Source organism: Neoroseomonas soli (assembly GCF_018129065.1).
GTDB lineage: Bacteria > Pseudomonadota > Alphaproteobacteria > Acetobacterales > Acetobacteraceae > Neoroseomonas > Neoroseomonas soli.
The window spans coordinates 39,471-62,562 of the sequence record NZ_JAAEDM010000004.1 but is presented as its reverse complement, the minus strand read 5'-3'; the positions used below and the strand labels follow the sequence as shown (position 1 = coordinate 62,562).

The window sequence follows — 23,092 nt, the reverse complement described above, 5'->3', positions numbered from 1 at the left end:
CGGGGCGTGATCAGGGCGACACGCCCGTGAGCTTGCGAACGACATCCAGCAGCACGCTGGCCCCCGCTTCCAGCTCCGCGGCGGCGGTGTGCTCGCGCGGGTTGTGGCTGATGCCGCCGGCGCTGGGGACGAAGATCATGGCGGCCGGGCAGATGCGCGCGATCATCTGCGCATCATGCCCGGCACCCGAGGTCATCCGCCTGGAGCGCAGGCCATGTGCCGCAGCCGCCTCCTCGATGGCCTGCACGATGGCCGGGTCGAAGGTCACCGGCGCGAAGCGTGCGAGGCGCTCGACCGAGATCGTCACCCCCTCGGCCGCCGCCAGGTCATCGAGGTAGCGCGCCAGCGCATCCTCCTCCGCTCGCAGCCTGTCCTCATCGGGGTCGCGCAGATCGACGGTGAAGACGGCGCGGGACGGGATGACGTTGATCGCATTGGGTTCGAAGGCCATGCAGCCTACCGTCGCGACCGTGGGGGCATTGGAGCCGGCCACCCGGTCGCGCAGGAAGGTCACCACCCGCGCGGCCGCCTGGCCCGCATCCTGGCGCATGGACATCGGCGTGGTGCCGGCGTGGTTCGCCACGCCGTCGATGGTCACCCGCTGCCAGGAGATGCCCTGCAGGTTCTCCACCGCGCCAATTGGCACGCCCTCGCGCTCCAGCACCGGCCCCTGCTCGATGTGAAGTTCCAGATAGGCGTGCGGGCGGAGGAAGCCGGGCTCGTGTGGGCCGGCATAGCCGATGCGGGCGAGTTCCTCGCCCAGCACTGTGCCGTCGGTGCCGATGGTGGCGAGCGCCTCATCCACATCAAGGCCGCCGGCATAGACGAGGGAGCCCAGCATGTCGGGCGCGTAGCGCACGCCTTCCTCATTGGTGAAGGCCGCGACCACGATGGGCCGCGCCGGCTGCACGCCGGCCTCGCGCAGCGTCTGGACCACTTCCAGCCCACCCAGAACGCCGTAGCAGCCATCATAGATGCCGGCGTTGATGACGGTGTCGATATGGGAACCGAGCATCAGCGGCGCCGCGCCCTCCGGCCCCGCCTGCCAGACACCGAACAGGTTGCCGATGCGGTCCACCATCACCTCGAGCCCCGCGTCACGCATCCAGCCGGCGACGGCATCGCGCCCCGCGCGGTCGGTATCCGACGCGGCAAGCCGGGTCAGCCTCCCCTCACCGTCCCTCCCGATCTCTCCAAGGGCCTGGAGCCGGCCGAGCAGGCGTGCACCGTTGATGCGGAGGTCGGTCATGGCGGGGACTCGCGGATCGGAAGGCGGTCGCGCACGATCTGCACGAAGAACTTCGTGCCGTGCGGCAGAGCGTCGTCATTGAAGTCGTATCCGGGATTGTGCAGCGGCTTCGATTCCTCGCCATTGCCGATGAAGGCGAAGCAGCCGGGCGCCTGCTGGAGGAAGCGGGCGAAATCCTCCGATCCCGTGTTCGGGGCCGCCGCCTCGGCAACGCTGTCCGCCTCGAACACCTTGCGAGCCGCAGCGAGGGCCGCCGCCGCGGCGTCGGGGTCGTTGATTGTCGGCACGAATTCTCGCGTGTAGGTCACGTCGCAGGCGAGGTCGTAGCTGGCGGCGGTGCCGGCGGCGATGCGGCGCAGCTCCGCCTCGATCGTCGCACTCACCGCCGGATGAAAGCTGCGCGCATCGCCCAGAATGCGGGCCGTGCCGGGCAGCGCGTTGCGGGTGCCATCCGTCAGCAACTCGGTCACCGAGACCACCGCCGTGTCGGTCGGCGCAACGCGGCGGGAGACGATGGTCTGGAGATTGAGCACGAGGGCGCAGGCGGCCACCAGCACCTCCCGCCCCTGTTGCGGCCGCGACGCATGGCCGCCCACGCCGCGCAGGACGATCTCGAAATTGTCCTCGGCCGACATCACGGCGCCGGCCCGGGTGCGGAAGGCGCCGACCGGCAGGCCCGGCTGGTTGTGGATGCCGTAGATCTCGTCGAAGGGGAATCGCTCCGCCAACCCGTCGGCCAGCATGGCGAGCGCGCCCTTGCCCCACTCCTCGGCAGGCTGGAAGACGAAGCGCACGGTGCCGTTGAAGCCGCCCTCGGCCGCGAGGATCCTCGCCGCGCCCAGCAGCATGGTGGTGTGCCCGTCATGGCCGCAGGCATGCATCACCCCCGGCGTCCGCGAGCGATGCGGCACCTCGCCCTGTTCCTGGATTCGGAGCGCGTCCATGTCGGCCCGCAGGGCGATGGACCGATTGCCAGTCCCGCGCGTCAGCGTCGCCACCACGCCGGTGCCGCCGATGCCTTCGACCACCTCGGTGAAGCCGAAGGCGCGCAGGCGTTCCGCCACCAGGCGGCTGGTCCGGTTCTCCTCGAAACCGAACTCAGGATGGGCGTGGAAGTCACGGCGCCAACCCCGCAATTCAGTCCACAGCGCGTCGTCGTCGGTCATCCCAGATCCCCCATCAACTCGTCGCTGCCGTAGCGCCGGCGAGCGGTGCCTCGGCAAGGTCCCCGTGGAAACCTGTCATCACCACCAATGCGTCAGGCTGCCATATCCGTTTCGGTGACGAGCACCAGGATCCTTGCCTCGGGGCCCGGAGCCGTGGGCCCGGCCAATGCCGCGACGGCGCCGGCAAGGCCCGCGCTGCCGGATGGTGTCGTGCGCGGCCCGCCGCAGCCATGCAGCAGCCCCGGCGCCGCCGCCAGCGCGTCCTCGGTGACCGTCATGGATCGGACGCCGTGCCGGCGCAGCACCGCCAGAGCCGGGGCGCTGCCCTCCCCGCAGGACAGCATCTCGGCCGTGGTTTCGAGATCGCCCTCGACGCGGACGGGTTGCCCGGAGGCAAGAGCCGCGGCGACCGCGGGCGCATTCGCGGGCTCCACGACGACGATGATCCCGGGCTCGGCCAGCCAGCCGCCGAGACCTTCGGCCATGGCCGCCGCCAATCCGCCGACGCCCGCCTGCACGAAGAGGTGCGTCGGCCGCGCATGGCCGGCCGCGGCCACCTGATGCCGGATCTCCTCCGCCATGACGCCGTATCCGGCCATCACGTCGCGCACGACCGGGTCGTCCGGATCGTCGGTGGTGTCCGCCACCAGGATGCCTGCGCCGGCATGCGCGGCCGCGGCCGCGGCACCCACCGCGTCATCGTATGTGCCCGCGACCCGCACGATCTCGGCCCCCTGCGCCTGGATGCGCTGGGCGCGCGCCAGGGGCACGCCGTCATGTAGGTACACGCGGGCGTTGGCCCCGGCGAAACGCGCCGCCGCGGCGACCGCCAGGCCATGGTTGCCGTCGCTGGCGCAGACCAGCGCAGGCTGGCCTGCCGGGTGCGACGCGATCAGCCCCGCGATGTCCGTCCGCGCGGCGCGGGCCAAGGCGCGGAGCCCGGCATAGGTCCCGCCGAGCGACTTGAAGCTGCCGAGCATCCGGCGCCCTTCGTCCTTGGCCAGGACCTGGGCGACGCCGAGCCTGGCGGCGAGGCGGGGCAGATCGAGCAGCGGTGTCGCCGCATAGTCCGACGAGAGGCGGGACAGCTCCACCGCGATGGCGGAGGGCGTTGCGAAGGCAGCTTCGGCCAGCGTGTTCATGGAGCGATCATGCCGCCCCTTGGATGACCATTGGCGCCGAAATCGGGGCGCCCTATGACGGATTTCGTCATTTGGCGGGCACTCATGATGAAAAACGCCGACCTGGACGATTTCGACCGCGCCCTGCTGGATCGGCTCCGAGCCAACAACCAGACGCCGGCCCGCCTCCTCGCGGAGCAGGTTGGCCTGTCTGAGAGCGCGGTGCTGCGGCGCGTGCGCAATCTGCGGAAGAACGGCGTCATCATTGCCGACGTATCCGTCGTCCATCCGGCGGTGCTCGGCACGCCCCTGACCATCCATGTGCTGGTCTCCCTTGAGCGGGAGGGAACGGCGGCGCTGGACGCCTTCGAGAGGAAGCTCCGCGCCCGCGAGGAGGTTCAGGGCGCCTGGTACGTCACGGGCGAGGTGGACTTTGTCCTCCTGCTGCGAGTGCGCAGCATGGAGGCCTACGCGACGTTCACCCGCGAGATGTTCCACGACGATCCGAACGTCGCGTCATTTCGAACGATCGTCACGCTTCGTGAAGTGGAAGGTCTTCGCCAGCCATGATGCTGGGCGGGCAATCCTGTGCCGGCGTCGCGGAGTAGGGGACGGTATGGGGGCAGTCAGCGGCGCGGCGGCGGCTTTGCGCCCATTGCGGTCGTCACGTCAGGAATGAACTGATCCCTTAAGCTGCCGCCGGTCGAGTTGGATCATTCGACACGGCCGGCGGCACGACTCGGTCTCCTGTCTAGGGCACAACGTCGTAGGTGAAATTACGCGCTGCCAAGGCCCTAGTGGCCTCGTATTCCCCATATCCGCCGCCGCGCATCCGGCCGCGCCTCTTGTTTCGCTATCATGATGTTCTGTGAAGGCGTTTGTGACAAACTATGCCTTCACTGACATGGGCGTCACATCCCCAGCGCGCGGCGATAGAGGTCGAGCAGCGTCTCATGCTCCTCCACATCCGCCGGTTCCTGCTTGCGGATGCGGATGATCTCGCGGATCACCTTCACGTCGAAGCCGGCCGACTTCGCCTCCGCCATGATGTCCTTGATGTCGGAGGAAAGGGCCTTCTTCTCCTCCTCGAGCCGCTCGACGCGCTCGATGATGGACCGCAGCCGGTCGGCCGCGATGCCGCCAACCTCGGTGTCGTCCTGCTTCGCCGCCGTCTGCGACATGTTCTTCCGCGCCTCCGTCTGAAGGGCGGCGGGTTTAGCCTTCGGCGTCCGCGCCATCAACCTTGCCTCTCTCAATGCCCCGGATTCGCGGCGGCGAACTTCGCCTTCTGCTCGGGCGTCGCCGCCTTCTGGTGCTTCGCCTGCCAGTCCTTGTAGGGCATGCCGTACACGATCTCGCGCGCGTCCGGGTCGGCCAGGGCCATGCCCTTCGCCTCCGCGGCCTCCCGGTACCAGCGGGAGAGGCAGTTCCGGCAGAAGCCCGCCAGGTTCATCATGTCGATGTTCTGCACGTCGGTCCGCTCGCGCAGGTGCTGGACCAGGCGACGGAAGGCGGCGGCCTCCAGCTCGATGCGGGTGGCGTCGTCGATCTCGGGCACGGGCATGGCGCGGTCTCCTTGTCCTGGTCCAGGGCCAATCTGGTGCAGGCGGCGGCCGGCGCCAAGCTCGGGGCGGCGGAAATGGCATCCCGGCCCCGGTCCCGCCGGTGTAGTCTCCCGTCGTACGCGGCGGAACACGCGCCGCGCGGGGAGGAAGCGCCATGTCGCACAGCGCACACCGGGCCGCGGCCGCCTTCGATCTCGCAGCCATGAAGCGAGCCCTCGAACAAAGCGATGCCGACACGATCGCCTCGCTTTACGAGGACGACGCGGAGATGGAGATCATCGACCGCAACCGCCCGCCCAGCACGCCCATGCGCCTGGTCGGCCGGCCGGCCATCGAGGCCTTCTGGCGCGACGTCTGCTCCCGCGAGATGACCCATGCCGTGGGGGAGACGATCAGCGACGCGCACCGCGCGGCCTTCGTCGAGCGCTGCGCCTATCCCGATGGCTGCCACGTGGTTTCGGCCATGACGCTCGAACTGCATGACGGGCGCATCCGCCGGCACCTGACCGTCCAGGCCTGGGACGAGGTGAGCTGCGGATAGCCGAACTCCGCAGCGCCGGCGGCGCACGAAACGGATCGGCAGGCCACGGAAAACCACGGCCAGCGAGCCGGCGAACGAAGGCCGCGGGATCCCGGAACCGGGAAACCGGCGCGCCCGGGCGGAGGGAGGGCCGCGCGCGGCATTGCCTCGCGCGCCGGAGCGGGGATGATGCCGCCCGACGAGATCGAGGACGGAACGCATGGCCCTTGATGACGCAACGGCCCGCCGGGCGCTGCGGCGCCTGTTCGACGCCGCGGTGGCGAGCGCCGACCCCCGCGTCGTGCTGGCGCGCCACCTGCCGGAGAAGCCCAGCGGCCGCGTGCTGGTGCTCGGCGCCGGAAAATCCGCCGCGGTCATGGCCGCGGCGGTGGAAGCGGCCTGGCCGGATGTCCCGCTCTCGGGCCTGGTGGTCACGCGCTACGGGCACGGCTACCCGACGCAACGGATCGAGGTCGCGGAATCCTCCCACCCCGTGCCCGACGAGGCCGGGGCTGTCGCCGCGCGGCGCATGCTGGACCTCGCCGCGGCGGCGGGGCCGGGGGATCTGGTGCTGTTCCTCGTCTCGGGCGGCGGATCCTCGCTGACCACCCTGCCCGCCCCCGGCCTGGCGCTCGCCGACCTGATCGCGGTGAACAAGGCGCTGCTCGCCTCGGGCGCGACCATCCACGAGATGAACTGCATCCGCCGGCACCTCTCGGCCTTCTCGGGCGGGCGGCTGGCCGCGGCTGCGCATCCGGCGCGGGTGGTGACGCTCGCCATCTCGGACGTGCCGGGGGACGACCCCACGGTGATCGCCTCCGGCCCCACGGTGCCGGACCCTTCGACCTTCGAGCAGGCGCGCACCCTCGTCGCGCATTACCGCATGGCGCTGCCTGGCGCCGTGACGGCGCACCTTGCCGACGCCGCGGAGGAAAGCCCCAAGCCCGGCGACCCGCGCCTCGGCACGCCGGACTACCGCTTCATCGCGACACCGCTGACGGCCCTCGAGGCGGCGGCGGAGGCGGCGCGCGGGCTGGGCCTCGCACCGATCATCCTGGGCGACGCGCTGGAAGGCGAGGCGCGGGAGGTCGGCACCGTGCTCGCCGGTATCGCGCTCTCCGCGCGGCAACATGGACATCCGCTTCCGGCGCCCTGCGTGCTGCTCTCGGGCGGCGAGACGACGGTGACGATCCGCGCCGAGAAGCCGGGCCGCGGCGGGCGGAATGGAGAATGCCTGCTCGGCTGCACGCTCGCGCTTGCCGATGCGCCGGGAGTCTGGACCCTGATGGGCGATACGGACGGCATCGACGGATCCGAGGAGAATGCCGGCGCCATCGCCGCTCCCGACACGCTGGCCCGCGCCCGCGCCGCCGGGCTCGATGCGCGCGCCCTGCTCGCCGGCCATGACAGCCACCGGCTTTTTTCCACGCTGGGCGATCTCGTCACCACCGGGCCGACGCTCACCAACGTCAACGACTTCCGGGCCATCCTGGTCGCGTGACCGAGGCCGCGCGGCTCGCCGCCCGCCACCGGCGCTTCGCGGCGGAGGAGGTGCGCGACCGCGCGCCGCCCTGCGCAGATCCCCGCCGAGGCCATCGCGGGGGGGGGGGCGAACGGCCTCCTGCTGTGCGTGGAGGCCGGGCCGGCGGCCTGGATCGACCCTCATAGCAAGGCGATCCGATGGATTGAGGCAGGGAACCTTACATATCGTAAGTGACAAATTACTCTCGGCGAGCGTTCTTATCTGACGTAAGAATAAGCCCATGCGCGACCCCGTCCTCGAAGAAGCCTTCGCCCGCCGCGGCGCCATCACGAAGATCGCCACGGAACTCGGCATCTCCACCGCCGCCGTCTCCCAATGGAGGCGGGTGCCGGACGACCGCCTTGCCGATGTCGCCCGCATCCTCGGCCTGGCGCCGCAGGCGCTGCGCCCGGACCTCACCGCCCCGCCCCCGCCGAAGCCCGAAGGATCCCCCCGCATGGCCAGCCGTCCCGTCCTCCGCCGCCGGCGGCGGACCAAGGTGATCGCGACCCTCGGCCCGTCCTCCTCCACCATCGAGGTGATCGAACGGCTCTACCGCGCCGGCGCCGACGTCTTCCGGCTTAACTTCTCGCATGGCTCGCATGAGGACCACGCCGCCCGCATCGCCATGATCCGGGAGGTCGAGCGCAAGGTCGGCCGCCCGATCGGCATCCTCGCCGACGTGCAGGGACCGAAGTTGCGGGTCGGGCGCTTCCAGGCCGGGCGGGTGCAACTGACCCAGGGACAGGCCTTCCGGCTCGACCTGAACCCGACGCCCGGCGATGCCGTCCGCGTCAACCTGCCGCACCCGGAGATCATCCAGGCCGCCCGGATCGGCACCAGCCTGCTGCTGGACGACGGCAAGTTGCGGCTGCGCGTCACCCGCACGCGGCCCGACCATCTCGAAACCGAAGTGGTGGTCGGTGGCCCGCTCTCCGACCGCAAGGGCGTGAACGTGCCCGATGTCGCGCTACCCATCCCGGCGCTGACGGAGAAGGACCGCGCCGACCTCGATTTCGTGCTGCCGCTCGGCATCGAATACATCGGCCTGTCCTTCGTGCAGCGGCCCGAGGACGTGGCCGAGACGAAGAAGATCGCCGCCGGCCGTGCCTGGGTGATGGTGAAGATGGAAAAGCCCCAGGCGGTCGAAAACCTCGACGGCATCCTGGCGCTGACCGATTGCGTCATGGTCGCGCGCGGCGACCTCGGCGTGGAACTGCCGCCCGAGGAAGTGCCGCTGGTGCAGAAGCGCATCGTCCGCGCCGCCCGCGCCCTCGGCAAGCCGGTGGTGGTGGCGACGCAGATGCTCGAATCCATGATCACCGCGCCCTCGCCGACCCGCGCCGAGGTCTCGGACGTCGGCACCGCCGTCTTCGACGGCGCCGATGCGGTGATGCTCTCCGCCGAAACCGCCGCCGGCCAGTATCCCTACGAGGCGGTGAACATGATGGACCGCATCGTCGCGCGAGTGGAGCAGGACCCGGACTGGCGGCGCATCACCGATGCCTCCCGCCCCGCCCCGGAGCGCACCAGCGCCGGCGCCATCGCCACCGCCGCCCGCCAGGTGGCCGAAACCATCGAGGCCGAGGCGATCGCGACCTTCTCCTCCACCGGGTCCACCACGCTGCGCGTCGCGCGGGAGCGGCCGAACTGCCCGATCCTCGGCCTGACCGCGAGCGGGGAGACCGCGCGCCGCATGGCCGTGATCTGGGGCGTCCACCCGCTCGAGGTCAGCGAGATCCACTCGATGACCGAGATGGTGGCCCGCGCCGTCCGCGCGGCGCAGACCGAAGGCTTCGCCAAGGCGGGAGACGAGGTGGTGGTCACCGCCGGCGTGCCGTTCGGGACGCCGGGGACGACCAACGCGCTGCGGGTCGCGATCGTGAAGTAGGGCGCGTGGGACAGCGCGGGCCTCGCAGGCGTCAGGCCTTGGGCGTCCTCCGGGCCGCGCCTTCCCCCGCCAGCAGCGCCCGCTTCCGCTCCACGCCCCAGCGATAGCCGGTGAGGTCGCCGTCCTTGCCCACGACGCGGTGGCAGGGCACGGCAAGCGAGACCTTGTTCTGCGCGCAGGCCCGCGCCACGGCGCGCGTCGCGCGGGGTTCCCCGAGCGCTGCGGCGAGGCCGGAATAGGTCCGCGTCTCGCCGAGCGGGATCTGGCGCAGCGCCTCCCACACCCGACGCTGGAAGGCGGTGCCGCGCAGGTCCAGCGGCAGGTCGAGCGCCGCCCTGGGCTCGGCGACGAAGGTGACCACCTGGCGCACCGCATCGGCCAGCGCCTCAGGCGCGTCCTCGATGCGGGCCTTGGGGAAACGGTGCATGACGTCGCCGCGCAGCGCCGCCGCATCCTCCCCGAAGCCGATGAAGCAGATGCCCGCCTCGGTGGCGCCGATCAGTAGCGGGCCGAGAGCGCTTTCGGCGAGCGCGACGCGGATCACCTCCCCTGCCCCGCCGCGGCGGGCCGCGCCGGGGGTCATGCCGAGCACGCGGCCGGTGTCCTCATAGACGCGGCTTTCGCTGCCGAAGCCGGCCTCGGCCACCGCATCGGCCACCCGCGCGCCCTCGGCGAGCGCCGCCGAAAGGCGCCGCGCGCGCACGCTCTCGGCATAGGAGCGCGGAGTGACGCCCGTGATGTCGCGGAACAGGCGCAGGAAATGGTGGCGGGCATAGCCCGCGCGCTCGGCAAGCGTCGCCAGGGAGGGAATGGTCTCGCTCGCCTCGATCAGGTCGCAGGCGGCGCGGATGGCGGCGGCGTGGATCGCCGCGCGCTCGCCCTTCGGGTCGCAACGCCGGCAGGCGCGGAAACCGGCGGCCTCGGCGGCGGCGACATCGGGGAAGAAGCGCGTGTTCCGTCGCAGCGGTGGCCGCGAGGGGCAGCCAGGCTTGCAGAACACGCCCTGCGTCGTGACAGCGTAGAGGAAAGGCCCGCAGGCCGGATGCGGTTCACGCGCCAGCAGGGCGGCCCAGCGGGCATCGTCGGCGGAGGGGCGGAGGTCGTCGGGCATGAGCAACCCTATCCCACGCCCGCCTTGCCGCGAGCCATCCGGGCGTTGCGCCGGCGCGGCGCGGTCATGTCGCGTCGCCCTCGGCCTTGCGGCGCAGTTCGCGCAGGCGTTCCCGGCCGCCGCGCAGGTGCGGGTGAAGCGCCAGCGCCGCCTCCATGCTGCGCAGCGCCGCGCGGGCGTCGCCGCCTTCGTCCTGCAGGATCGAGAGCGTGACCAGCGCACCGAAATGCCGCGGCTCCAGCCGCAGCGCCTCCCGCAGGTCGCGCGCGGCGGCTGCCGCATCGCCCATTGCGGCATTGGCCTGGGCGCGCTGGAACCAGGCCTCGGCGCTCAGCGGACTGAGGGTTATGGCGGCGTCGAAATCCTCGAGCGCCTCGTCATGCGTGCGGGAGGCCATGTTGCGCGCGCCGCGGCGCAGCAGCAGGACGGCCGCGGGCGAGGCCATCTCGATCCAGATCGCGCGGATGCGCCCTTCCACCGCGGAGGCAAGCGCCTCGTCCGGTGCGGATTTCAGCGTCTCGAAGAGGGAATCCAGCTCGGCGCGGCGGCTTTCCTGGGCACGGTTGGCGCCGGGCTGCGACTGCGCGGCGGCCAGGGTGGGCGGCAGCAGCAGCGTCAGGGCAAGCAGGGCGGCGCGCATGGGGCGATGCTCCGCCCTCCACACCCTGCGGGGCAAGCGCCGCGTGGTCACGCCGCCGCGCGGGCGCGCGCCACGGCGTCCGGCTCTGGCCCGCCCGCCATCCAGTCGAGCAGTTCCACCGTATGCACCGCCGGGATGGCGCCATCGCCCAGTTGCGTCAGGCAACCGATATTGCCCGAGGCGATCAGCGCCGCCCCGGTGCGCGCGATATTGGCCTGCTTGCGTTCCTTGAGCTGCCCCGCGATCTCCGGCTGCAGCAGGTTGTAGGTGCCGGCGGAGCCGCAGCAGATGTGGCTTTCCGCCGGCTCCTTCACCGTGAAGCCTGCCGCCTTGAGCAGCGCCTTGGGCTCGGCGGTGATCTTCTGCCCGTGCTGGAGGGAACAGGCGGCGTGGTAGGCGACGGTGATGCCCGGCGCCGGGCGCGTGGGCGCGTAGCCGAAGCGGGTCAGCACCTCGGAGATGTCGGCCGCCAGCGTGGCGACCTTCGCGGCCTTCTCGCGTTCCGGCTCGTCGCGGAACATGAAGCCGTAGTCCTTCAGCGTGGTGCCGCAGCCGGATGCGTTCACCACGATCGCATCCAGCCCCTCGCCCTCGATTTCGCGGCTCCAGGCGGCGATGTTGGCGCGCGCCAGGCGCATCGCGGGGTCGTGGTGGCCCATGTGGTGGTCGAGCGCCCCGCAGCAGCCCTGGTCCTTCGTCACCACCACCTCGAGGCCCATTCGCGTCAGCAGGCGGATCGTGGCCTCGTTGATGGAAGGCGCCAGAACCTGCTGCGCGCAGCCCATCAGGATGCCGACGCGCCCGCGCCGCGGGCCTTCCGCCGGATGCACGCGCGGCCGTTCGACATCCGACGGCGACGGCACCGAGGCAGGCGCCAGCCGCAGCATCGCCCGCAGCCGGTTCGCCGTCTGCGACCGCCCCGGCACCAGCCGTGCAAGGGGACGCGCCAGGGATGCGCCGGCAAGTGCCAGGCGGAACCGCCCCGGATGCGGCAGCAGGAAGGAGAGCAGGCGGCGCAGGGCCCGCTCGGCGCGGGGACGCTCGTAGGTCTTCTCGATATAGGCCCGCGCATGGTCGACCAGGTGCATGTAGTGGACGCCGGAGGGGCAGGTCGTCATGCAGGACAGGCAGGAAAGGCAGCGGTCCACGTGGCGGACCACCTCCTCCGTTGCCGGCTTGCCGCCTTCCAGCATCTCCTTGATCAGGTAGATGCGGCCGCGGGGGGAATCGAGCTCGTCGCCCAGCAGCAGGAAGGTCGGGCAGGTCGCGGTGCACATGCCGCAATGCACGCAGGTGCGCAGGATGCGGTTGCTCTCCGCGGTGTCCGGGTCCTTGAGCTGCGCGGCGGTGAAGCTGGTCTGCATGGTGTCAATCTAGGAGCCGCACGGCGCGGCCGCCAGCACCCGGGCCCGATTGCGCCACACGCTCCCCACTGCCTACCATCGGCCGTCTCGGAGATCGCCGCCCTGACTGAATTCGTCATCGACATCGCCCGCTACGGCGCCCTGGCCTTCGCCGCCGTGCTCTTCGTCCTGCAGCTGCTCTCGCGGGAGATCGGCCACTGGCTCGGGCGGCGCACCGCGGTGAGCGGCGCCGGCGAGCCGGAGGGGGTCGGCGTCATCGTCGGGGGCATGCTCGGCCTGCTCGCCTTCGTGCTGGCCCTCACCCTCTCCTTCTCCTCCGCCCGCTTCCAGGAAAGGCGGGACGGAACGCTGGCCGAGGCCAATGCGATCGGCACCGCCTGGCTGCGGGCGGTCGCGATCGACCACCCTCGCTCCGCCGAAGTCGCCCGGTTGCTCGAGGCCTACGTGCCGGTCCGCCGGGACTTCGTGCAGGCGCCGCTGGACACCGGCCGGATCGCGGCGATCCAGGCCCGGTCCGACGCCCTGCAGGGCGAGATGTGGGGCCATGTCTCCGCGCTGGTGCGCGAACGGCCGGATCCCGTCGCCGCCTCCCTGATGGCCGCGGTGAACGACGTGATCGACCAGTCCGCCGCCGAACGCCTCGCCTTCGTCACCGGCATGCCGCCGACCCTGTTCTGGCTGCTGATCGGCATGACCTTCGCGACCATGGCGGGCCTCGGCTACCAGCTCGGCCTGCGCGGGATGCGGCTGCGGCTGATCAGCCTGGTGCTCATCACCATGTGGACGGTGGTGATGACGGCAATCCTCGACCTCGGCTCGCCACGGCTCGGCAGCGTGCGCACGAGTGCCGCGCCCTATGACTGGACCATGCAGGGCTTCGCCGGAGGCAACCGCATCCCGCCACTGCCGGCGGCGCGCTGAAACCCGGGAACCGACGCGGCGTGGCGCCGCGAAGGCAGCCCGCGGGACAGGCTCGCGCCCGGCCGGCTGGCATGCTATCGCCTGGCTGAGAATGGCTCGCAACATGACCGTGGAGGCCGTGCCCCTCCCTCGCCTGGCACCCCAACGGCGGCGTGCGCCGGTCTGGGCCTGGGCCTCGCTGCTCGCGGCCGCGGCCATCACCGCGCCGTTGCTCGCCCTGGTCGCGACCGCGGTGGCCGTACCGGGCGCGAGCTTCCTGCATATCGCCACCACCACCCTGCCCGACATGCTGGCCAATTCGGCCCTGCTCGCGCTGCTGGTGGCGCTGATGGCGGGCTCGGCCGGGGCCATTTCGGCCTGGATCGTCTCGACCTGCGACTTCCGCGGCCACCGGGTGCTCGAGGTGGCGCTGCTGCTGCCGCTCGCCATGCCGGCCTTTCTCTGCGGCTATGTCTACACATGGCTGTTTGACGTGGCGGGGCCGGCGCAGGAAGCGTTCCGCAGCCTGACGGGCCTGCGCTACGGCCAGTACTGGCTGCCGGAGATCCGTTCGCTGCCCGGGGCGGCGGTGATGCTGGCGATGGTGCTCTACCCCTACGTCTACCTGCTCTGCCGCGCCGCCTTCCTGCAGCAGAGCGTCTGCCTGCTCGAAGCGTCCCGCACGCTCGGGCACGGGCTGCCGCGCACCTTCCTGCATGTCGCGCTGCCGCTCGCGCGCCCGGCTCTCGCGGCCGGTATCGCGCTGGCGCTGATGGAGACCCTGGCCGATTTCGGCACCGTCCAGCATTTCGGCGTGCGCACCTTCACCACCGGCATCTATGAAGCCTGGTTCGGCATGGACGACCGCGGGGCGGCGGCGCAGCTCTCAGTCGCGCTGCTCGGATGCGTGTTCCTGCTCCTGGGGCTCGAGCGCATCTCGCGCGGCGGCCGGCGCTTCCACCCGACCACGACGCGCCACCCGCCGCTGCGCCCGGTGGTCCTGCGCGGGTGGAAGGAGGCATTGGCCATCTTCGCCTGCGCCATGCCCGTCGTACTGGGCTTCGGCGTGCCGGCCGGCGCGCTCGCCTGGCTCGCCGTGACCTCTGGCGACCCGCTGACACCGGAGCGATTCCTGCCCTTCGCGCTGAATTCGCTGACCCTGGCGGCGATCACCGCGGGGCTGGCGGTGACGATCGCGTCGGTGATGGCCTGGGCGGCGCGGATGCATCCCTCCCCGCTGCGCTCGGCGGCGAACCGGGTGGCGGCGCTGGGGTATGCCCTGCCGGGCTCGGTCATCGCGGTGGGCACGCTGGTGCCCTTCGGCGTCTTCGACAATGCGCTCGATGCCTGGATGCGGGCGCGGTTCGGCGTCTCGACCGGGCTGCTGCTCTCGGGGACCATGGCGGCGCTGGTCTTCGCCTATCTGGTGCGGTTCCTGGCGGTGGCGCTATCGGCGGTGGAATCGGGGCTGGCGCGGCTGAAGCCCTCGCTCTTCGCCGCGGCGCGGGTGCTCGGCCGCACGCCCGGGCAGGCAGTGCGGGAGGTGGAACTGCCGCTCGCCCGCGGCGCCCTGCTGACGGCGGCGGTGTTGGTCTTCGTCGACACCATGAAGGAACTGCCGGCGACACTGATCGTGCGGCCCTTCGACCTCGATACGCTGGCGGTGCGCATCTACAACCTGGCCTCGGACGAGAGGCTGGCGGAAGCATCGACCGCGGCGCTGCTGATCGTGGCGGCGGGGCTGTTGCCGGTTATCGCGCTGACGCGAGCCATGCGACGGGAGGGTTGAAGGCGGGGGGAGAAGGGAACTTCTCCCCCCGACCCCCCCTCAACCTTCTTTGTCACTTGGGAAATGACTGCCTAGGTCAGTTCCTAGGAAGACAAAGAAGGGAGGGGGATCGGGGGCGGTTCCCCTCCCCCGACCTTGCCGTCCGCCGCGCCTGGCCCAAGCATGGCCTTCATGCTTCGCCTCCTCCTGCTCCTGTTCCTCGCCGGCTGCGCCTCCATCGACCCGCGCCCGGTCGGCGTTGACCGCCGCATCGCGGCGCTCCCCGCCGCCGGCGCCGCAATCGAGCGCCCCGTCGTCATCCGCTGGAACCGCCACATGGTCCCCTGGGTCGAGGCCGAGACCGACCGCGACCTCTTCTTCGCCCTCGGCCTGGTGCAGGGGCACCTGCGCGGAGCGCAGATCGCGCTGATGCGGCTGGCCGCGCGCGGGCGGCTCTCGGAGGTGGCCGGTCCCTTCGCCACCGAGATCGACCACGCGTTGCGCATACTCGATTTCGGCCGCGCCGCCCCGGCCATCCGCGCCGCCTGGCCGGAGGAGACGCGCCGCCTGATGGCCGCCTTCGTCGCCGGGCTGAACCACGCGACCATGCGCGCCGAGCCGCCGCCGGAATTCGCGCTGCTGGGCCTCGCGCCCGAGCCCTACACCGAGGACGACCTGCTCGCCATCGGCCGGCTGGCGGGCACGGACGTGAACTGGCTCGGCTATCTCTCGATCCTGCCGGCGCGCGGCACGCCGGGCTTCGCGCGACTGTGGGAACGCACGGTGGCGGCAGGCACCTCGGCGCCGGAAGCCGCGCTGCCGCCCGATCGCCGGCTGGCGCTGGTAAGGGACATCCTGGCCGGCACTTCCCGCGCCGGCTCCAACACCGTCGCCGTCGCCGGGCGGCGTTCCGCGAGCGGCGGGGCGCTGATCGGCTCCGACCCGCATCTCGCGCTGAACCTGCCGAACCTGTGGCTGGCGGCGGGGATGCGCTCGCCCTCCTTCCATGCGGTGGGGCTGATGGTGCCGGGGCTGCCCTTCCTCGGCGTCGGGCGGAATCCGGAGATCGGCTGGGGCGGGACCAACATGCGCGCGGCGTCCTCGGACCTGTTTGACGTGTCCCGCCTGCCGCCGGAGCAGTTCCGCACGGAGACGGTCCGCATCCGCCAGCGCCTGTGGTTCACGGCGACGCGCGAGGTAAGGATCACGCCGCTGGGGCCGGTGCTGACCGATGCCTCGGTGCTGCCGCGCCGGCCCGGGGACGTGATCGCGCTGCGCTGGGTGGGCCACGAGCCGACCGACGAGATCACCGCCCTGCTCGCCGCCGCGCGCGCCCGCAACGGGCAGGAATTCCGCGCCGCCTTCGACCGCTTCGGCGTCTCGGCGCAGAACATGCTTTGGGCCGGCCGCGACGGCAGCATCGGGCAGTTCTACGCCACCACCATCCCGGCGCGGCGGGAGATCCCGCGCGAGGATCCGGTGCTCGACGCGCGTGACGCGGCCGCGACCGCGCCGTGGCAGCGCCTGCTGCGCACGCCGGACCTCCCCTACGTGGTGAACCCGCGCGAGGGCTTCCTCGCCAGCGCCAACAACCGGCCGGAACCGCTCGGCGGCCGCACGCCGCCGGTGCTGGGCTACTTCTTCTCCGACAGCGACAGGGTGGCGAGGCTGCGCGAGATGCTCGCCGCGCAGCCGCGCGCCACGGCGCAGGACATCATGGCGATCCAGGCCGACACGCGCTCCCCGCGCGCCGGCCGGCTGGCGGCGGCGCTGGTGGAACGTCTCGGCGGCACGCCCGAGGCCGCGCCGCTGATCGAGGCCCTGCGCGGCTGGGACGGCGACTACCGGGTGGATGCGCGCGCGCCGGTCGCCTTCGAGGTGCTGCTCGCCCGCCTGGTGCCCCTGCTGCAGCCCGAGGAGCGGCAGGGCGAGACCGGCAACCGTCGCTCCCCGGAAAGCCAGTGGAACTTCCTGACCGCCTTTCTGCTGCCGGACCTCGACGCGCTGCCGCCCGGGCGCCGCGCGGCGGTGCTGCGCGAGGCCTCGGCGGCTGCGGCGCGCGACTTCGCCGCCCTCGGCACCTGGGGGGACATGCACCGCCTGCGCGTCTCCCACTGGCTGTTCAACCTGCCGGTGGTGGGCGGCGCCTTCGCCTATGGCGACCATCCCGTGGGCGGGTCGCGGGAGACGCCGATGAAGACGAGCCACGGGCTGGTGACGCAGCGGCATGCGGCCTCCTTCGGCTCCATGGCGCGGCATGTCAGCGACATGGCCGACCCCGACGCCAACTGGTTCACGCTCTGGGGCGGGCAGGACGGGTGGCTGGGCTCTGCGGCCTTCGCGGACCAGGTGCCGCTGTGGCTCGAACGGCGGAGCATCCGCATCCCGCTGCGCCGCGAAACGGTGGCGGCGGAATTCCCGCGCGTCACGCGGCTGGAGCCGGCGCGGTGAGCATTCCCTTCGACGCGACGCCCTGCCTGCGCGCCCATGCGGCGCGGCGCGTCGCGCGGCTGCGCGCCATGGACCCGGCTGCGGAACAGGAACGCCTGCTGCTGTCCCTGCTGCGCCGTGCATGCGGCACGCGCTTCGGGCGCGACCACGGCTTCGACGGGATCCGCTCCGTCGCCGACTTCCAGCGCGCCGTGCCGCTGCGGCGCTACGAGGACCTGCACGACGACTACCTGGCCGCCGCCCTGCCCGTGCTGGACGGCGTGCTGTGGCCGGGGCGCACGCCCTATCTCGCGCTGTCCTCGGGCACGACATCGGGGCGAACCAAGCACATCCCGGTGACGCGGGAGATGGTGCGCGCCAATCGGGGCGCGGCGCTCGACGTGCTGGCCTGGCATCTCGCCGCCAACCCGCGTGCGCGACCCTTCGGCGGTCTGTCCTTCATGCTCGGCGGCTCGACGGCGCTCGAGCAGGTGGCGCCGGGGGTGCGGCAGGGGGATCTCTCCGGCATCGCGGCGCATGAGGTCCCGGCCATCCTGCGGCGCTGGTCCTGGCCGCCGGAATCGATCGCGCTGATGGCGGACTGGGACGCGAAGCTGGATGCGCTGGCGCGCGAGGCTCCGGTCGCGGAGATCCGGGCGCTCTCGGGCACGCCGTCCTGGCTGCTCGTGCTGCTCGAACGCCTGGCGGCGCGCCGCGGCATGCCGCCGCTTCCGGCGCTCGAACTGCTGATCCATGGCGGGGTCGCCTGGGCACCGTATCGCGACCGCCTCGCGCCCTATCTGCCGGCCGGCTGCGCGACCCGCGAGGTCTATCCGGCCAGCGAGGGCTTCATCGCCATCGCCGACCGCGGCGAGCGCGAAGGGATGCGCCTCAACCTCGACCGAGGCTGCTTCTTCGAGTTCGTGCCCGTCGCGGAGCTCGACGCGCTATCCCCCACCCGCCACTGGGCAGCGACGATCGAGACGGGGGTGGAGTACGCGGTCGTCGTTTCCTCCTGCGCCGGGCTCTTCGGCTACGTGATCGGCGACACGGTGCGCTTCGTGGACCGCGACCCGCCTCGGCTGCTGGTGACGGGCAGGACATCGTGGACGCTCTCGGCCTTCGGGGAACACCTGGCGGGCGAGGAGATCGAGGCAGCCCTGCTGCACGCGGCGAGCCAGGCCGGCATCGCGGTCGCGGAATACGTCGTCGGGCCGGAATTCGCCGGCAGCCGCGGGCGACATCGTTGGTGCGTGGAGGCGGCGGCGACGGCGTCGGAGGGAACGTCCGCGGTGCTCGCCGCCGCCCTGGATGATGCGCTGCGGGCGGAGAACGACGACTACGCCGCGCACCGCGATGGCGCGCAACTCGACGCACCGGAGGTGGTGCTGCTGCCGCCCGGCGCCTTCGCAGCCTGGATGCGCGCGCAGGGCAAGCTCGGCGGCCAGCACAAGGTGCCGCGCGTCATCGCCGATCCGGACCGCTTCGCCGCGATCGCGGCGGCGCTCAGTGCCCCTGGTCCGGCGCCGCGTCCGAATTGAGCATCGTGTAGCGCTCGATGCCGATGCGCTCGATCAGGTCGAACTGCGTGTCGACGAAGTCGGCGTGGTTCTCCTCGTCGCGCAGGATCGAGGCGAAGAGGTCGCGGGAGACGAAGTCGCGCACGGACTCGCAATGGGCGATGGCCTCGCGCAGGTCGGCGATCGCCTTTTCCTCGAGCTTCTGGTCGCATTCCAGGATCTCGCGGACGCTCTGCCCGATCAGGATCGGGTTCAGGCGCTGCACGTTCGGATGGCCGCCGAGGAAGAGGATGCGCTCGATCAGCGCATCGGCGTGCTTCATTTCCTCGATCGATTCCTCGTATTCGTGCTTGCCGAGCTTCGTCACGCCCCAGTGGCGCAGCATGCGCGCATGCAGGAAGTACTGGTTGATCGCGGTCAGCTCGTTGGTGAGCTGGGTGTTCAGGAACTCGATCACCTTCGGGTCGCGCAGCATGGTCATCGGCCTCCGTCCCGCGGCACGCAGGCAGGCGCCCCGCCGTGACCAGTGGGCTGGATGCGGCGGGGCGGTGTCAAGGAACGATCACTCGCGCGTCGCGCCTGGCGACCCTGTGCGGAGCAGGTCGAGGATGGTGGGGCAGCAGCACCCGCACTGCGCGCCGCAGCCGCAGCCGGCATAGACCTCCGCCGGGCGGGAGGCGCCGGCGGCGATCGCCGCCGTCACCTGCACGTCGGTCAGGCGATTGCAGTGGCAGACGACCACGGCCGCCTCAGCGCCAGCCGGCGCGCTGCATGATCTGCAGCGCCTGGGTGGCGTGCGCCGGGTCGCGCAGCGGTTCGATGCCCTCGGCGCGGAACTCGCCCATGGCGCGAAGCAAAGGGTGCATCGGCGCGCCGGGCACCGCCGGATATTCCATGTTGCCCTGCGCCAGGATTTCCTGCGCCTGGTCGGACACCAGGAATTCGAGGAAGCGGCGCGCCTCGGCCGGGTGCGGCGACGTCTTCACCAGCCCGGCGCCCGAGACGTTCACATGCGTGCCGCGGTCCCCCGGAGCCTGGTTCGGGAAGATCACGCCGATGCGCTGGAACAGGGCCTGGTCCTCGGGGCGTTCGGAGCGGCCCACATGGCCGAGGTAATACGTGTTGGAGATCGCGATGCGGCACTGGCCCGAGGGCAGCGCGCGGAACTGGTCGCGGTCGCCACCCTGTGGTGGGCGGGCCAGGTTGGCAGCGACGCCGCGTGCCCAGGCCTCGGTCGCCTCGGCCCCGTCGGCGGCGAGGATGCTGGTCGCGAGCGCGATGTTGTAGGGGTGGTTGGAAGCGCGCACGCAGATCTGGCCGCGGAAGCGCGGGTCGGCCAGGTCCTCGTAGCGGTTCAGGCCCTCGGGGCGGCCGGCCTGCTTGTCGTACATGATGACGCGGCCGCGCATGGTCACGGAGAACCACTGCCCGTTCGGGTCGCGCAGCGCCGCCGGCACGCGCTGGTCGATGGCCGCGCTCGCGTAGGGCTGCAGGATGCCGGCCTGCTCGGCGCGGGCAAGGCGCGTCGCGTCCACGGTGATGAAGACGTCGGCCGGGCTGTTCGCGCCCTCCGAACGGATGCGCGCGACGAGCTGGTCGGCATCGGCCTGGATGGTGCGGACGCGGATGCCGGTCGCGCGGGTGAAGGCCTCATAGAGCTGGGCGTCGGTGTCGTAGTGGCGCGCCGTGTAGACGGCGATCTCCGGCCCCTGGGCCAGGGCGGCGGCAGGGGCGGCGATCACGGCCAGCGCGAGAAGATGGCGACGGAGCATCGGGGACCTCGTCCTGGGATGGGACGAGGCTTATGTCAGTTGCGACCGGCTCGCAAGTTGAAATGCGAATAAGTCGCAATTTCTCGCCGAGGCGGGCAGGACGGCGCCGCCCTGCCCGCCCGCGGTGGGCCTACTTCTGCAGCCCGCGCAGGAACTTCGCACGGCCCCCGCCGCCCGCCATCAGGAAGGCGTGGTCGGAGCCCGACAGCAGGAAGCGCGCGCCGAGGGCGATGTAGTCCGGCGCCACCTTCTCGTCGTAGACGCCGCCCATGCCCATGTGCTTGCCCGCCGCCTTGCAGGCCGCGGCGACCTTCGCATAGGCCGCGCGCACGTCCGGGTGGCCGATCTGCCCCGCGATGCCCATGGAGGCCGTGAGGTCGGAGGTGCCGATCATCAGGCAGTCCACCCCCGGCACCGCGGCGATGGCGGCGGCGTTCTCGACCGCCTGGGGCGTCTCGATCATCACCGTGATGAGGATTTCCTTGTTCAGTTCGACCTGCGCCGCGGCCGTGTCCGCAACCACGAAGCCGTATTGCGCCGGCGGGCCGCCCCAGGAACGCTCGCCGATCGGCGGGTAGCGGAAGGCGCGGACCACCGCCTCGGCTTCCTCCTTGGTGTCGATGTGCGGGACGACGACGCCCATGGCGCCGTTGTCGAGGCAGCGCGTGCCCTCGAACAGCGCGTCCTTGCAGCAGCGCACGATGGGCGTGACGCCCTGTGACAGCGCGGCCATGCACATGCGCGTGGCGTCATCGACGCTCATCGCGCCGTGCTCCATGTCGATGAACAGCCAGTCGAAGCCGGACGCGGCGGCGATCAGGCCGACGGCGGGCGTGCGCAGATGATGCACGCCGAAGCCGAGGGCGAGTTCCCCCTTCTCGAGGCGGCGGCGGGCGAGATTGGGCGCGATGGGCATGGACGTTCCCCTGGTTGGCGATGGCGCCACGCCACCACGCGCCCCGGGGGCGGTCAATCCGCCGGGCGGACGCTCATCGCCAGGGTGTACTGGTCCACGCGCGGCGCCATGCCCAGCCCCTGACGCGCGCCCCAGTTGTTCACCTGCAACAGCAGCGGAAGCATGACTGCGTCGGCGAGCGCGATGTCGGTCGCCTGGCGGATCAGGCCGAGGCGCCGTGGCGCGTCGATTTCCGTGCCCGCCGCCACGAACAGCCGGTCGAGAGCGGGGTTCGAGTAGCGGATGCGGTTCGCATTGCCGAGGCCGCCCTGCCCGCGCGTGCCGAGCTGCGGCACCAGGGTGTAGAGCGACTCCCCCGTCTGGTTGCCCCAGGAGGAGAGGAAGACCGGCAGCTCGTAGCGGTTGCGCCGCGGCGTGAAGACGGCGTGCGGCATGGTCTCGACCGAGGTCGCGACGCCGATGCGCGTCCACATCTGCCCGATCGCCTGCACCATGCGCGCGCTGTTGACGATGCGGTCGTTGGAGGTTGTCAGCGTGAGCCGGAACCCGGCGGGAAAGCCGGCCTCGGCCAGCAGGCGGCGGGCGCCTTCGGGGTCGTGGCGCTCGACCGGAATGTCGGCGAAATGGCCGAAGAATCCTTCGGGCAGGAACTGGCCCGTTGCGATGGCCTGGCCCTCGTTGATGCGCTCCACCAGGGCGCGCCGGTCGATCGCCATGGACAGCGCACGGCGCACCCGCACCTCGCCGAGCGGATTGCGCGCGAGCGCCGGCGCGCCTTCCGCCGCGCGGACATGGCCCGTCGCCAGCGCCTCGTCCGTGCGGTCGAGGCCGAGGAAGACCAGGCGGTTGGACGCGACGGTGACGACCTGGAAGCGCCGGTCGCCGCGCACCCGCGCGACGTCGGTGGAAGGGATGTCCGCGATCAGGTCCACGTCACCGGCGAGCAGCGCCGCGGTGCGCGCCGTGTTGTTGGCGATGACGCGGAAGGAGGCACGCTCCCACGGCTCGCGTTGCCCCCAATAGGCGTCGTTGCGGGCGAAATGGATCTCGGTCCCGGCCGACCAGCGCGCGAAGCGATACGGCCCGGTGCCGATCATGGCCTTGCCGGAGTTGTAGTCGTCCGTCGTCGCGCCCTCTCCATGGCGGCGCGAGACGATGAAGATATTGGAGAGATTGGCCATCAGCAGCGGCGCCGGGGCCGCGGCCGTGATGCGCAGGCTGAGCGGCCCCGTGACCTCGATCCGCCGCACCTCCCGCGTGTAGGTGCCGAAGCTGCCGGGACTATTCGGGACGTTCGCGGCGCGATGGATGGAAAAGGCGACGTCGTCGGCCGTGAAGGGCGTGCCGTCGTGCCAGCGCACGCCTTCGCGCAGGCTGACGTCCCAGGTGATGCCGTCGGTCGTCGTCGCGCCGGTCGCGAGGCGCGGGACGATCTGCATCTTCGCGTCCGGCGCGTGCAACTGTTCGAAGACATGCGCGGCCGTGGCGCTCGACTGGGCATGGGCGTGGTAGTGCGGGTCGAGCGCGGTCGGCGGCGTGGCCAGGCCGATGGTCAGCGATTGCTGCGCCAGGGCGGGGGCGGCTGCGAGCAGCGCGGCGGCGGCAAGGAGGACGGAACGCACGGCGGTATCCTCCGG

General features: G+C 71.7%; 21 protein-coding genes. 8 read left to right on the top strand and 13 right to left on the bottom strand.

Translation table 11 applies throughout. From position 1 onward, the window contains the following. Positions 1-10: 10 nt before the first annotated feature. The 3 genes from GXW76_RS02525 to GXW76_RS02515 all read right to left on the bottom strand — a co-directional run bounded on the left by GXW76_RS02525 (position 11) and on the right by GXW76_RS02515 (position 3,557). Positions 11-1,249, bottom strand: coding sequence for a Zn-dependent hydrolase (locus tag GXW76_RS02525; RefSeq protein WP_211860414.1), 1,239 nt, complete (start codon positions 1,247-1,249; stop codon positions 11-13). Next, positions 1,246-2,415 (bottom strand): M20 aminoacylase family protein, encoded by a 1,170-nt coding sequence (locus GXW76_RS02520; RefSeq protein WP_211860413.1) that lies wholly within the window; start codon positions 2,413-2,415, stop codon positions 1,246-1,248. The genes GXW76_RS02525 and GXW76_RS02520 overlap by 4 nt, the downstream gene beginning before the upstream one ends. A gap of 92 nt (positions 2,416-2,507) precedes the next feature. Continuing rightward, on the bottom strand, positions 2,508-3,557 hold the full coding sequence (locus GXW76_RS02515; RefSeq protein ID WP_211860412.1) for a pyridoxal-phosphate dependent enzyme: 1,050 nt from the start codon (positions 3,555-3,557) through the stop codon (positions 2,508-2,510). Between the two features lie 54 nt (positions 3,558-3,611). On the opposite strand from GXW76_RS02515, the gene GXW76_RS02510 reads away from it, so the two are divergent. Further along, entirely contained in the window at positions 3,612-4,106 is a 495-nt protein-coding gene (locus GXW76_RS02510) for an Lrp/AsnC family transcriptional regulator (protein ID WP_246513854.1), read from the top strand. Between the two features lie 341 nt (positions 4,107-4,447). Here GXW76_RS02510 and GXW76_RS02505 read toward each other — a convergent pair whose 3' ends face one another. Both GXW76_RS02505 and GXW76_RS02500 read right to left on the bottom strand, forming a co-directional pair. After that, positions 4,448-4,717, bottom strand: a complete 270-nt coding sequence (locus tag GXW76_RS02505) for a DUF2312 domain-containing protein (protein ID WP_211860411.1) — start codon at positions 4,715-4,717, stop codon at positions 4,448-4,450. A gap of 71 nt (positions 4,718-4,788) precedes the next feature. Next, complete coding sequence (locus GXW76_RS02500; RefSeq protein ID WP_211860410.1) at positions 4,789-5,100, bottom strand: DUF1244 domain-containing protein; 312 nt, start codon at positions 5,098-5,100, stop codon at positions 4,789-4,791. Between the two features lie 155 nt (positions 5,101-5,255). Here GXW76_RS02500 and GXW76_RS02495 point away from each other — a divergent pair, with 155 nt between their 5' ends. The 3 genes from GXW76_RS02495 to pyk all read left to right on the top strand — a co-directional run bounded on the left by GXW76_RS02495 (position 5,256) and on the right by pyk (position 9,034). Beyond that, a complete protein-coding gene (locus GXW76_RS02495) occupies positions 5,256-5,642 on the top strand; it encodes a nuclear transport factor 2 family protein (protein WP_211860409.1) in 387 nt (128 codons plus the stop codon). A gap of 199 nt (positions 5,643-5,841) precedes the next feature. Then, positions 5,842-7,122 carry a glycerate kinase type-2 family protein gene (locus tag GXW76_RS02490; RefSeq protein ID WP_211860408.1) on the top strand — a complete coding sequence of 427 codons (1,281 nt, stop codon included), beginning with the start codon at positions 5,842-5,844 and terminating at the stop codon, positions 7,120-7,122. 478 nt (positions 7,123-7,600) lie between these two features. Further along, positions 7,601-9,034, top strand: a complete 1,434-nt coding sequence (gene pyk / locus GXW76_RS02485; protein WP_211860487.1) for a pyruvate kinase — start codon at positions 7,601-7,603, stop codon at positions 9,032-9,034. 31 nt (positions 9,035-9,065) lie between these two features. On the opposite strand, the gene ada is transcribed toward pyk, so the two are convergent. The 3 genes from ada to glcF all read right to left on the bottom strand — a co-directional run bounded on the left by ada (position 9,066) and on the right by glcF (position 12,149). Next, on the bottom strand, positions 9,066-10,145 hold the full coding sequence (gene ada, locus GXW76_RS02480; RefSeq protein ID WP_211860407.1) for a bifunctional DNA-binding transcriptional regulator/O6-methylguanine-DNA methyltransferase Ada: 1,080 nt from the start codon (positions 10,143-10,145) through the stop codon (positions 9,066-9,068). A 64-nt stretch (positions 10,146-10,209) separates the two neighbouring features. Then, positions 10,210-10,785 carry a tetratricopeptide repeat protein gene (locus GXW76_RS02475; protein ID WP_211860406.1) on the bottom strand — a complete coding sequence of 192 codons (576 nt, stop codon included), beginning with the start codon at positions 10,783-10,785 and terminating at the stop codon, positions 10,210-10,212. A 47-nt stretch (positions 10,786-10,832) separates the two neighbouring features. Next, positions 10,833-12,149 (bottom strand): glycolate oxidase subunit GlcF, encoded by a 1,317-nt coding sequence (glcF, locus tag GXW76_RS02470; protein ID WP_211860405.1) that lies wholly within the window; start codon positions 12,147-12,149, stop codon positions 10,833-10,835. Positions 12,150-12,305: 156 nt separating this feature from the next. Here glcF and GXW76_RS02465 point away from each other — a divergent pair, with 156 nt between their 5' ends. From GXW76_RS02465 to GXW76_RS02450, 4 genes are all read left to right on the top strand, one after another. Next, positions 12,306-13,070 (top strand): bestrophin-like domain, encoded by a 765-nt coding sequence (locus GXW76_RS02465; protein WP_338150868.1) that lies wholly within the window; start codon positions 12,306-12,308, stop codon positions 13,068-13,070. A 103-nt stretch (positions 13,071-13,173) separates the two neighbouring features. Continuing rightward, positions 13,174-14,838 carry an ABC transporter permease gene (locus tag GXW76_RS02460; protein WP_246513853.1) on the top strand — a complete coding sequence of 555 codons (1,665 nt, stop codon included), beginning with the start codon at positions 13,174-13,176 and terminating at the stop codon, positions 14,836-14,838. A gap of 171 nt (positions 14,839-15,009) precedes the next feature. Beyond that, entirely contained in the window at positions 15,010-17,268 is a 2,259-nt protein-coding gene (locus GXW76_RS02455; protein ID WP_211860403.1) for a penicillin acylase family protein, read from the top strand. Then, entirely contained in the window at positions 17,265-18,788 is a 1,524-nt protein-coding gene (locus tag GXW76_RS02450) for a GH3 family domain-containing protein (protein ID WP_211860402.1), read from the top strand. The genes GXW76_RS02455 and GXW76_RS02450 overlap by 4 nt, the downstream gene beginning before the upstream one ends. Here GXW76_RS02450 and bfr read toward each other — a convergent pair. From bfr to GXW76_RS02425, 5 genes are all read right to left on the bottom strand, one after another. Beyond that, on the bottom strand, positions 18,754-19,242 hold the full coding sequence (gene bfr / locus GXW76_RS02445) for a bacterioferritin (protein WP_211860485.1): 489 nt from the start codon (positions 19,240-19,242) through the stop codon (positions 18,754-18,756). The genes GXW76_RS02450 and bfr overlap by 35 nt on opposite strands. Before the next feature lie 87 nt (positions 19,243-19,329). Further along, the gene (locus GXW76_RS02440) at positions 19,330-19,509 is read right to left on the bottom strand and encodes a (2Fe-2S)-binding protein (protein WP_211860401.1); all 180 of its coding nucleotides are present in this window, start codon (positions 19,507-19,509) and stop codon (positions 19,330-19,332) included. Positions 19,510-19,516: 7 nt separating this feature from the next. Then, positions 19,517-20,539: an extracellular solute-binding protein gene (locus GXW76_RS02435; protein ID WP_211860400.1), complete on the bottom strand. Its 1,023-nt coding sequence runs from the start codon at positions 20,537-20,539 to the stop codon at positions 19,517-19,519. A 130-nt stretch (positions 20,540-20,669) separates the two neighbouring features. After that, on the bottom strand, positions 20,670-21,455 hold the full coding sequence (locus GXW76_RS02430) for an HpcH/HpaI aldolase family protein (protein ID WP_211860399.1): 786 nt from the start codon (positions 21,453-21,455) through the stop codon (positions 20,670-20,672). A gap of 53 nt (positions 21,456-21,508) precedes the next feature. Then, positions 21,509-23,077, bottom strand: a complete 1,569-nt coding sequence (locus tag GXW76_RS02425; RefSeq protein ID WP_211860398.1) for an ABC transporter substrate-binding protein — start codon at positions 23,075-23,077, stop codon at positions 21,509-21,511. Positions 23,078-23,092: the final 15 nt, after the last annotated feature.

Excerpts from the sequence above, each read along its gene's own strand:
- GXW76_RS02525 (WP_211860414.1), bottom strand. The coding sequence starts at position 1,249 with ATGACCGACCTCCGCATCAACGGTGCACGCCTGCTCGGCCGGCTCCAG.
- GXW76_RS02520 (WP_211860413.1), bottom strand. The coding sequence starts at position 2,415 with ATGACCGACGACGACGCGCTGTGGACTGAATTGCGGGGTTGGCGCCGT.
- GXW76_RS02515 (WP_211860412.1), bottom strand. The coding sequence starts at position 3,557 with ATGAACACGCTGGCCGAAGCTGCCTTCGCAACGCCCTCCGCCATCGCG.
- GXW76_RS02510 (WP_246513854.1), top strand. The coding sequence starts at position 3,612 with ATGACGGATTTCGTCATTTGGCGGGCACTCATGATGAAAAACGCCGAC.
- GXW76_RS02505 (WP_211860411.1), bottom strand. The coding sequence starts at position 4,717 with ATGTCGCAGACGGCGGCGAAGCAGGACGACACCGAGGTTGGCGGCATC.
- GXW76_RS02500 (WP_211860410.1), bottom strand. The coding sequence starts at position 5,100 with ATGCCCGTGCCCGAGATCGACGACGCCACCCGCATCGAGCTGGAGGCC.
- GXW76_RS02495 (WP_211860409.1), top strand. The coding sequence starts at position 5,256 with ATGTCGCACAGCGCACACCGGGCCGCGGCCGCCTTCGATCTCGCAGCC.
- GXW76_RS02490 (WP_211860408.1), top strand. The coding sequence starts at position 5,842 with ATGGCCCTTGATGACGCAACGGCCCGCCGGGCGCTGCGGCGCCTGTTC.
- pyk (WP_211860487.1), top strand. The coding sequence starts at position 7,601 with ATGGCCAGCCGTCCCGTCCTCCGCCGCCGGCGGCGGACCAAGGTGATC.
- ada (WP_211860407.1), bottom strand. The coding sequence starts at position 10,145 with ATGCCCGACGACCTCCGCCCCTCCGCCGACGATGCCCGCTGGGCCGCC.
- GXW76_RS02475 (WP_211860406.1), bottom strand. The coding sequence starts at position 10,785 with ATGCGCGCCGCCCTGCTTGCCCTGACGCTGCTGCTGCCGCCCACCCTG.
- glcF (WP_211860405.1), bottom strand. The coding sequence starts at position 12,149 with ATGCAGACCAGCTTCACCGCCGCGCAGCTCAAGGACCCGGACACCGCG.
- GXW76_RS02460 (WP_246513853.1), top strand. The coding sequence starts at position 13,174 with ATGACCGTGGAGGCCGTGCCCCTCCCTCGCCTGGCACCCCAACGGCGG.
- GXW76_RS02455 (WP_211860403.1), top strand. The coding sequence starts at position 15,010 with ATGCTTCGCCTCCTCCTGCTCCTGTTCCTCGCCGGCTGCGCCTCCATC.
- bfr (WP_211860485.1), bottom strand. The coding sequence starts at position 19,242 with ATGCTGCGCGACCCGAAGGTGATCGAGTTCCTGAACACCCAGCTCACC.
- GXW76_RS02435 (WP_211860400.1), bottom strand. The coding sequence starts at position 20,539 with ATGCTCCGTCGCCATCTTCTCGCGCTGGCCGTGATCGCCGCCCCTGCC.
- GXW76_RS02430 (WP_211860399.1), bottom strand. The coding sequence starts at position 21,455 with ATGCCCATCGCGCCCAATCTCGCCCGCCGCCGCCTCGAGAAGGGGGAA.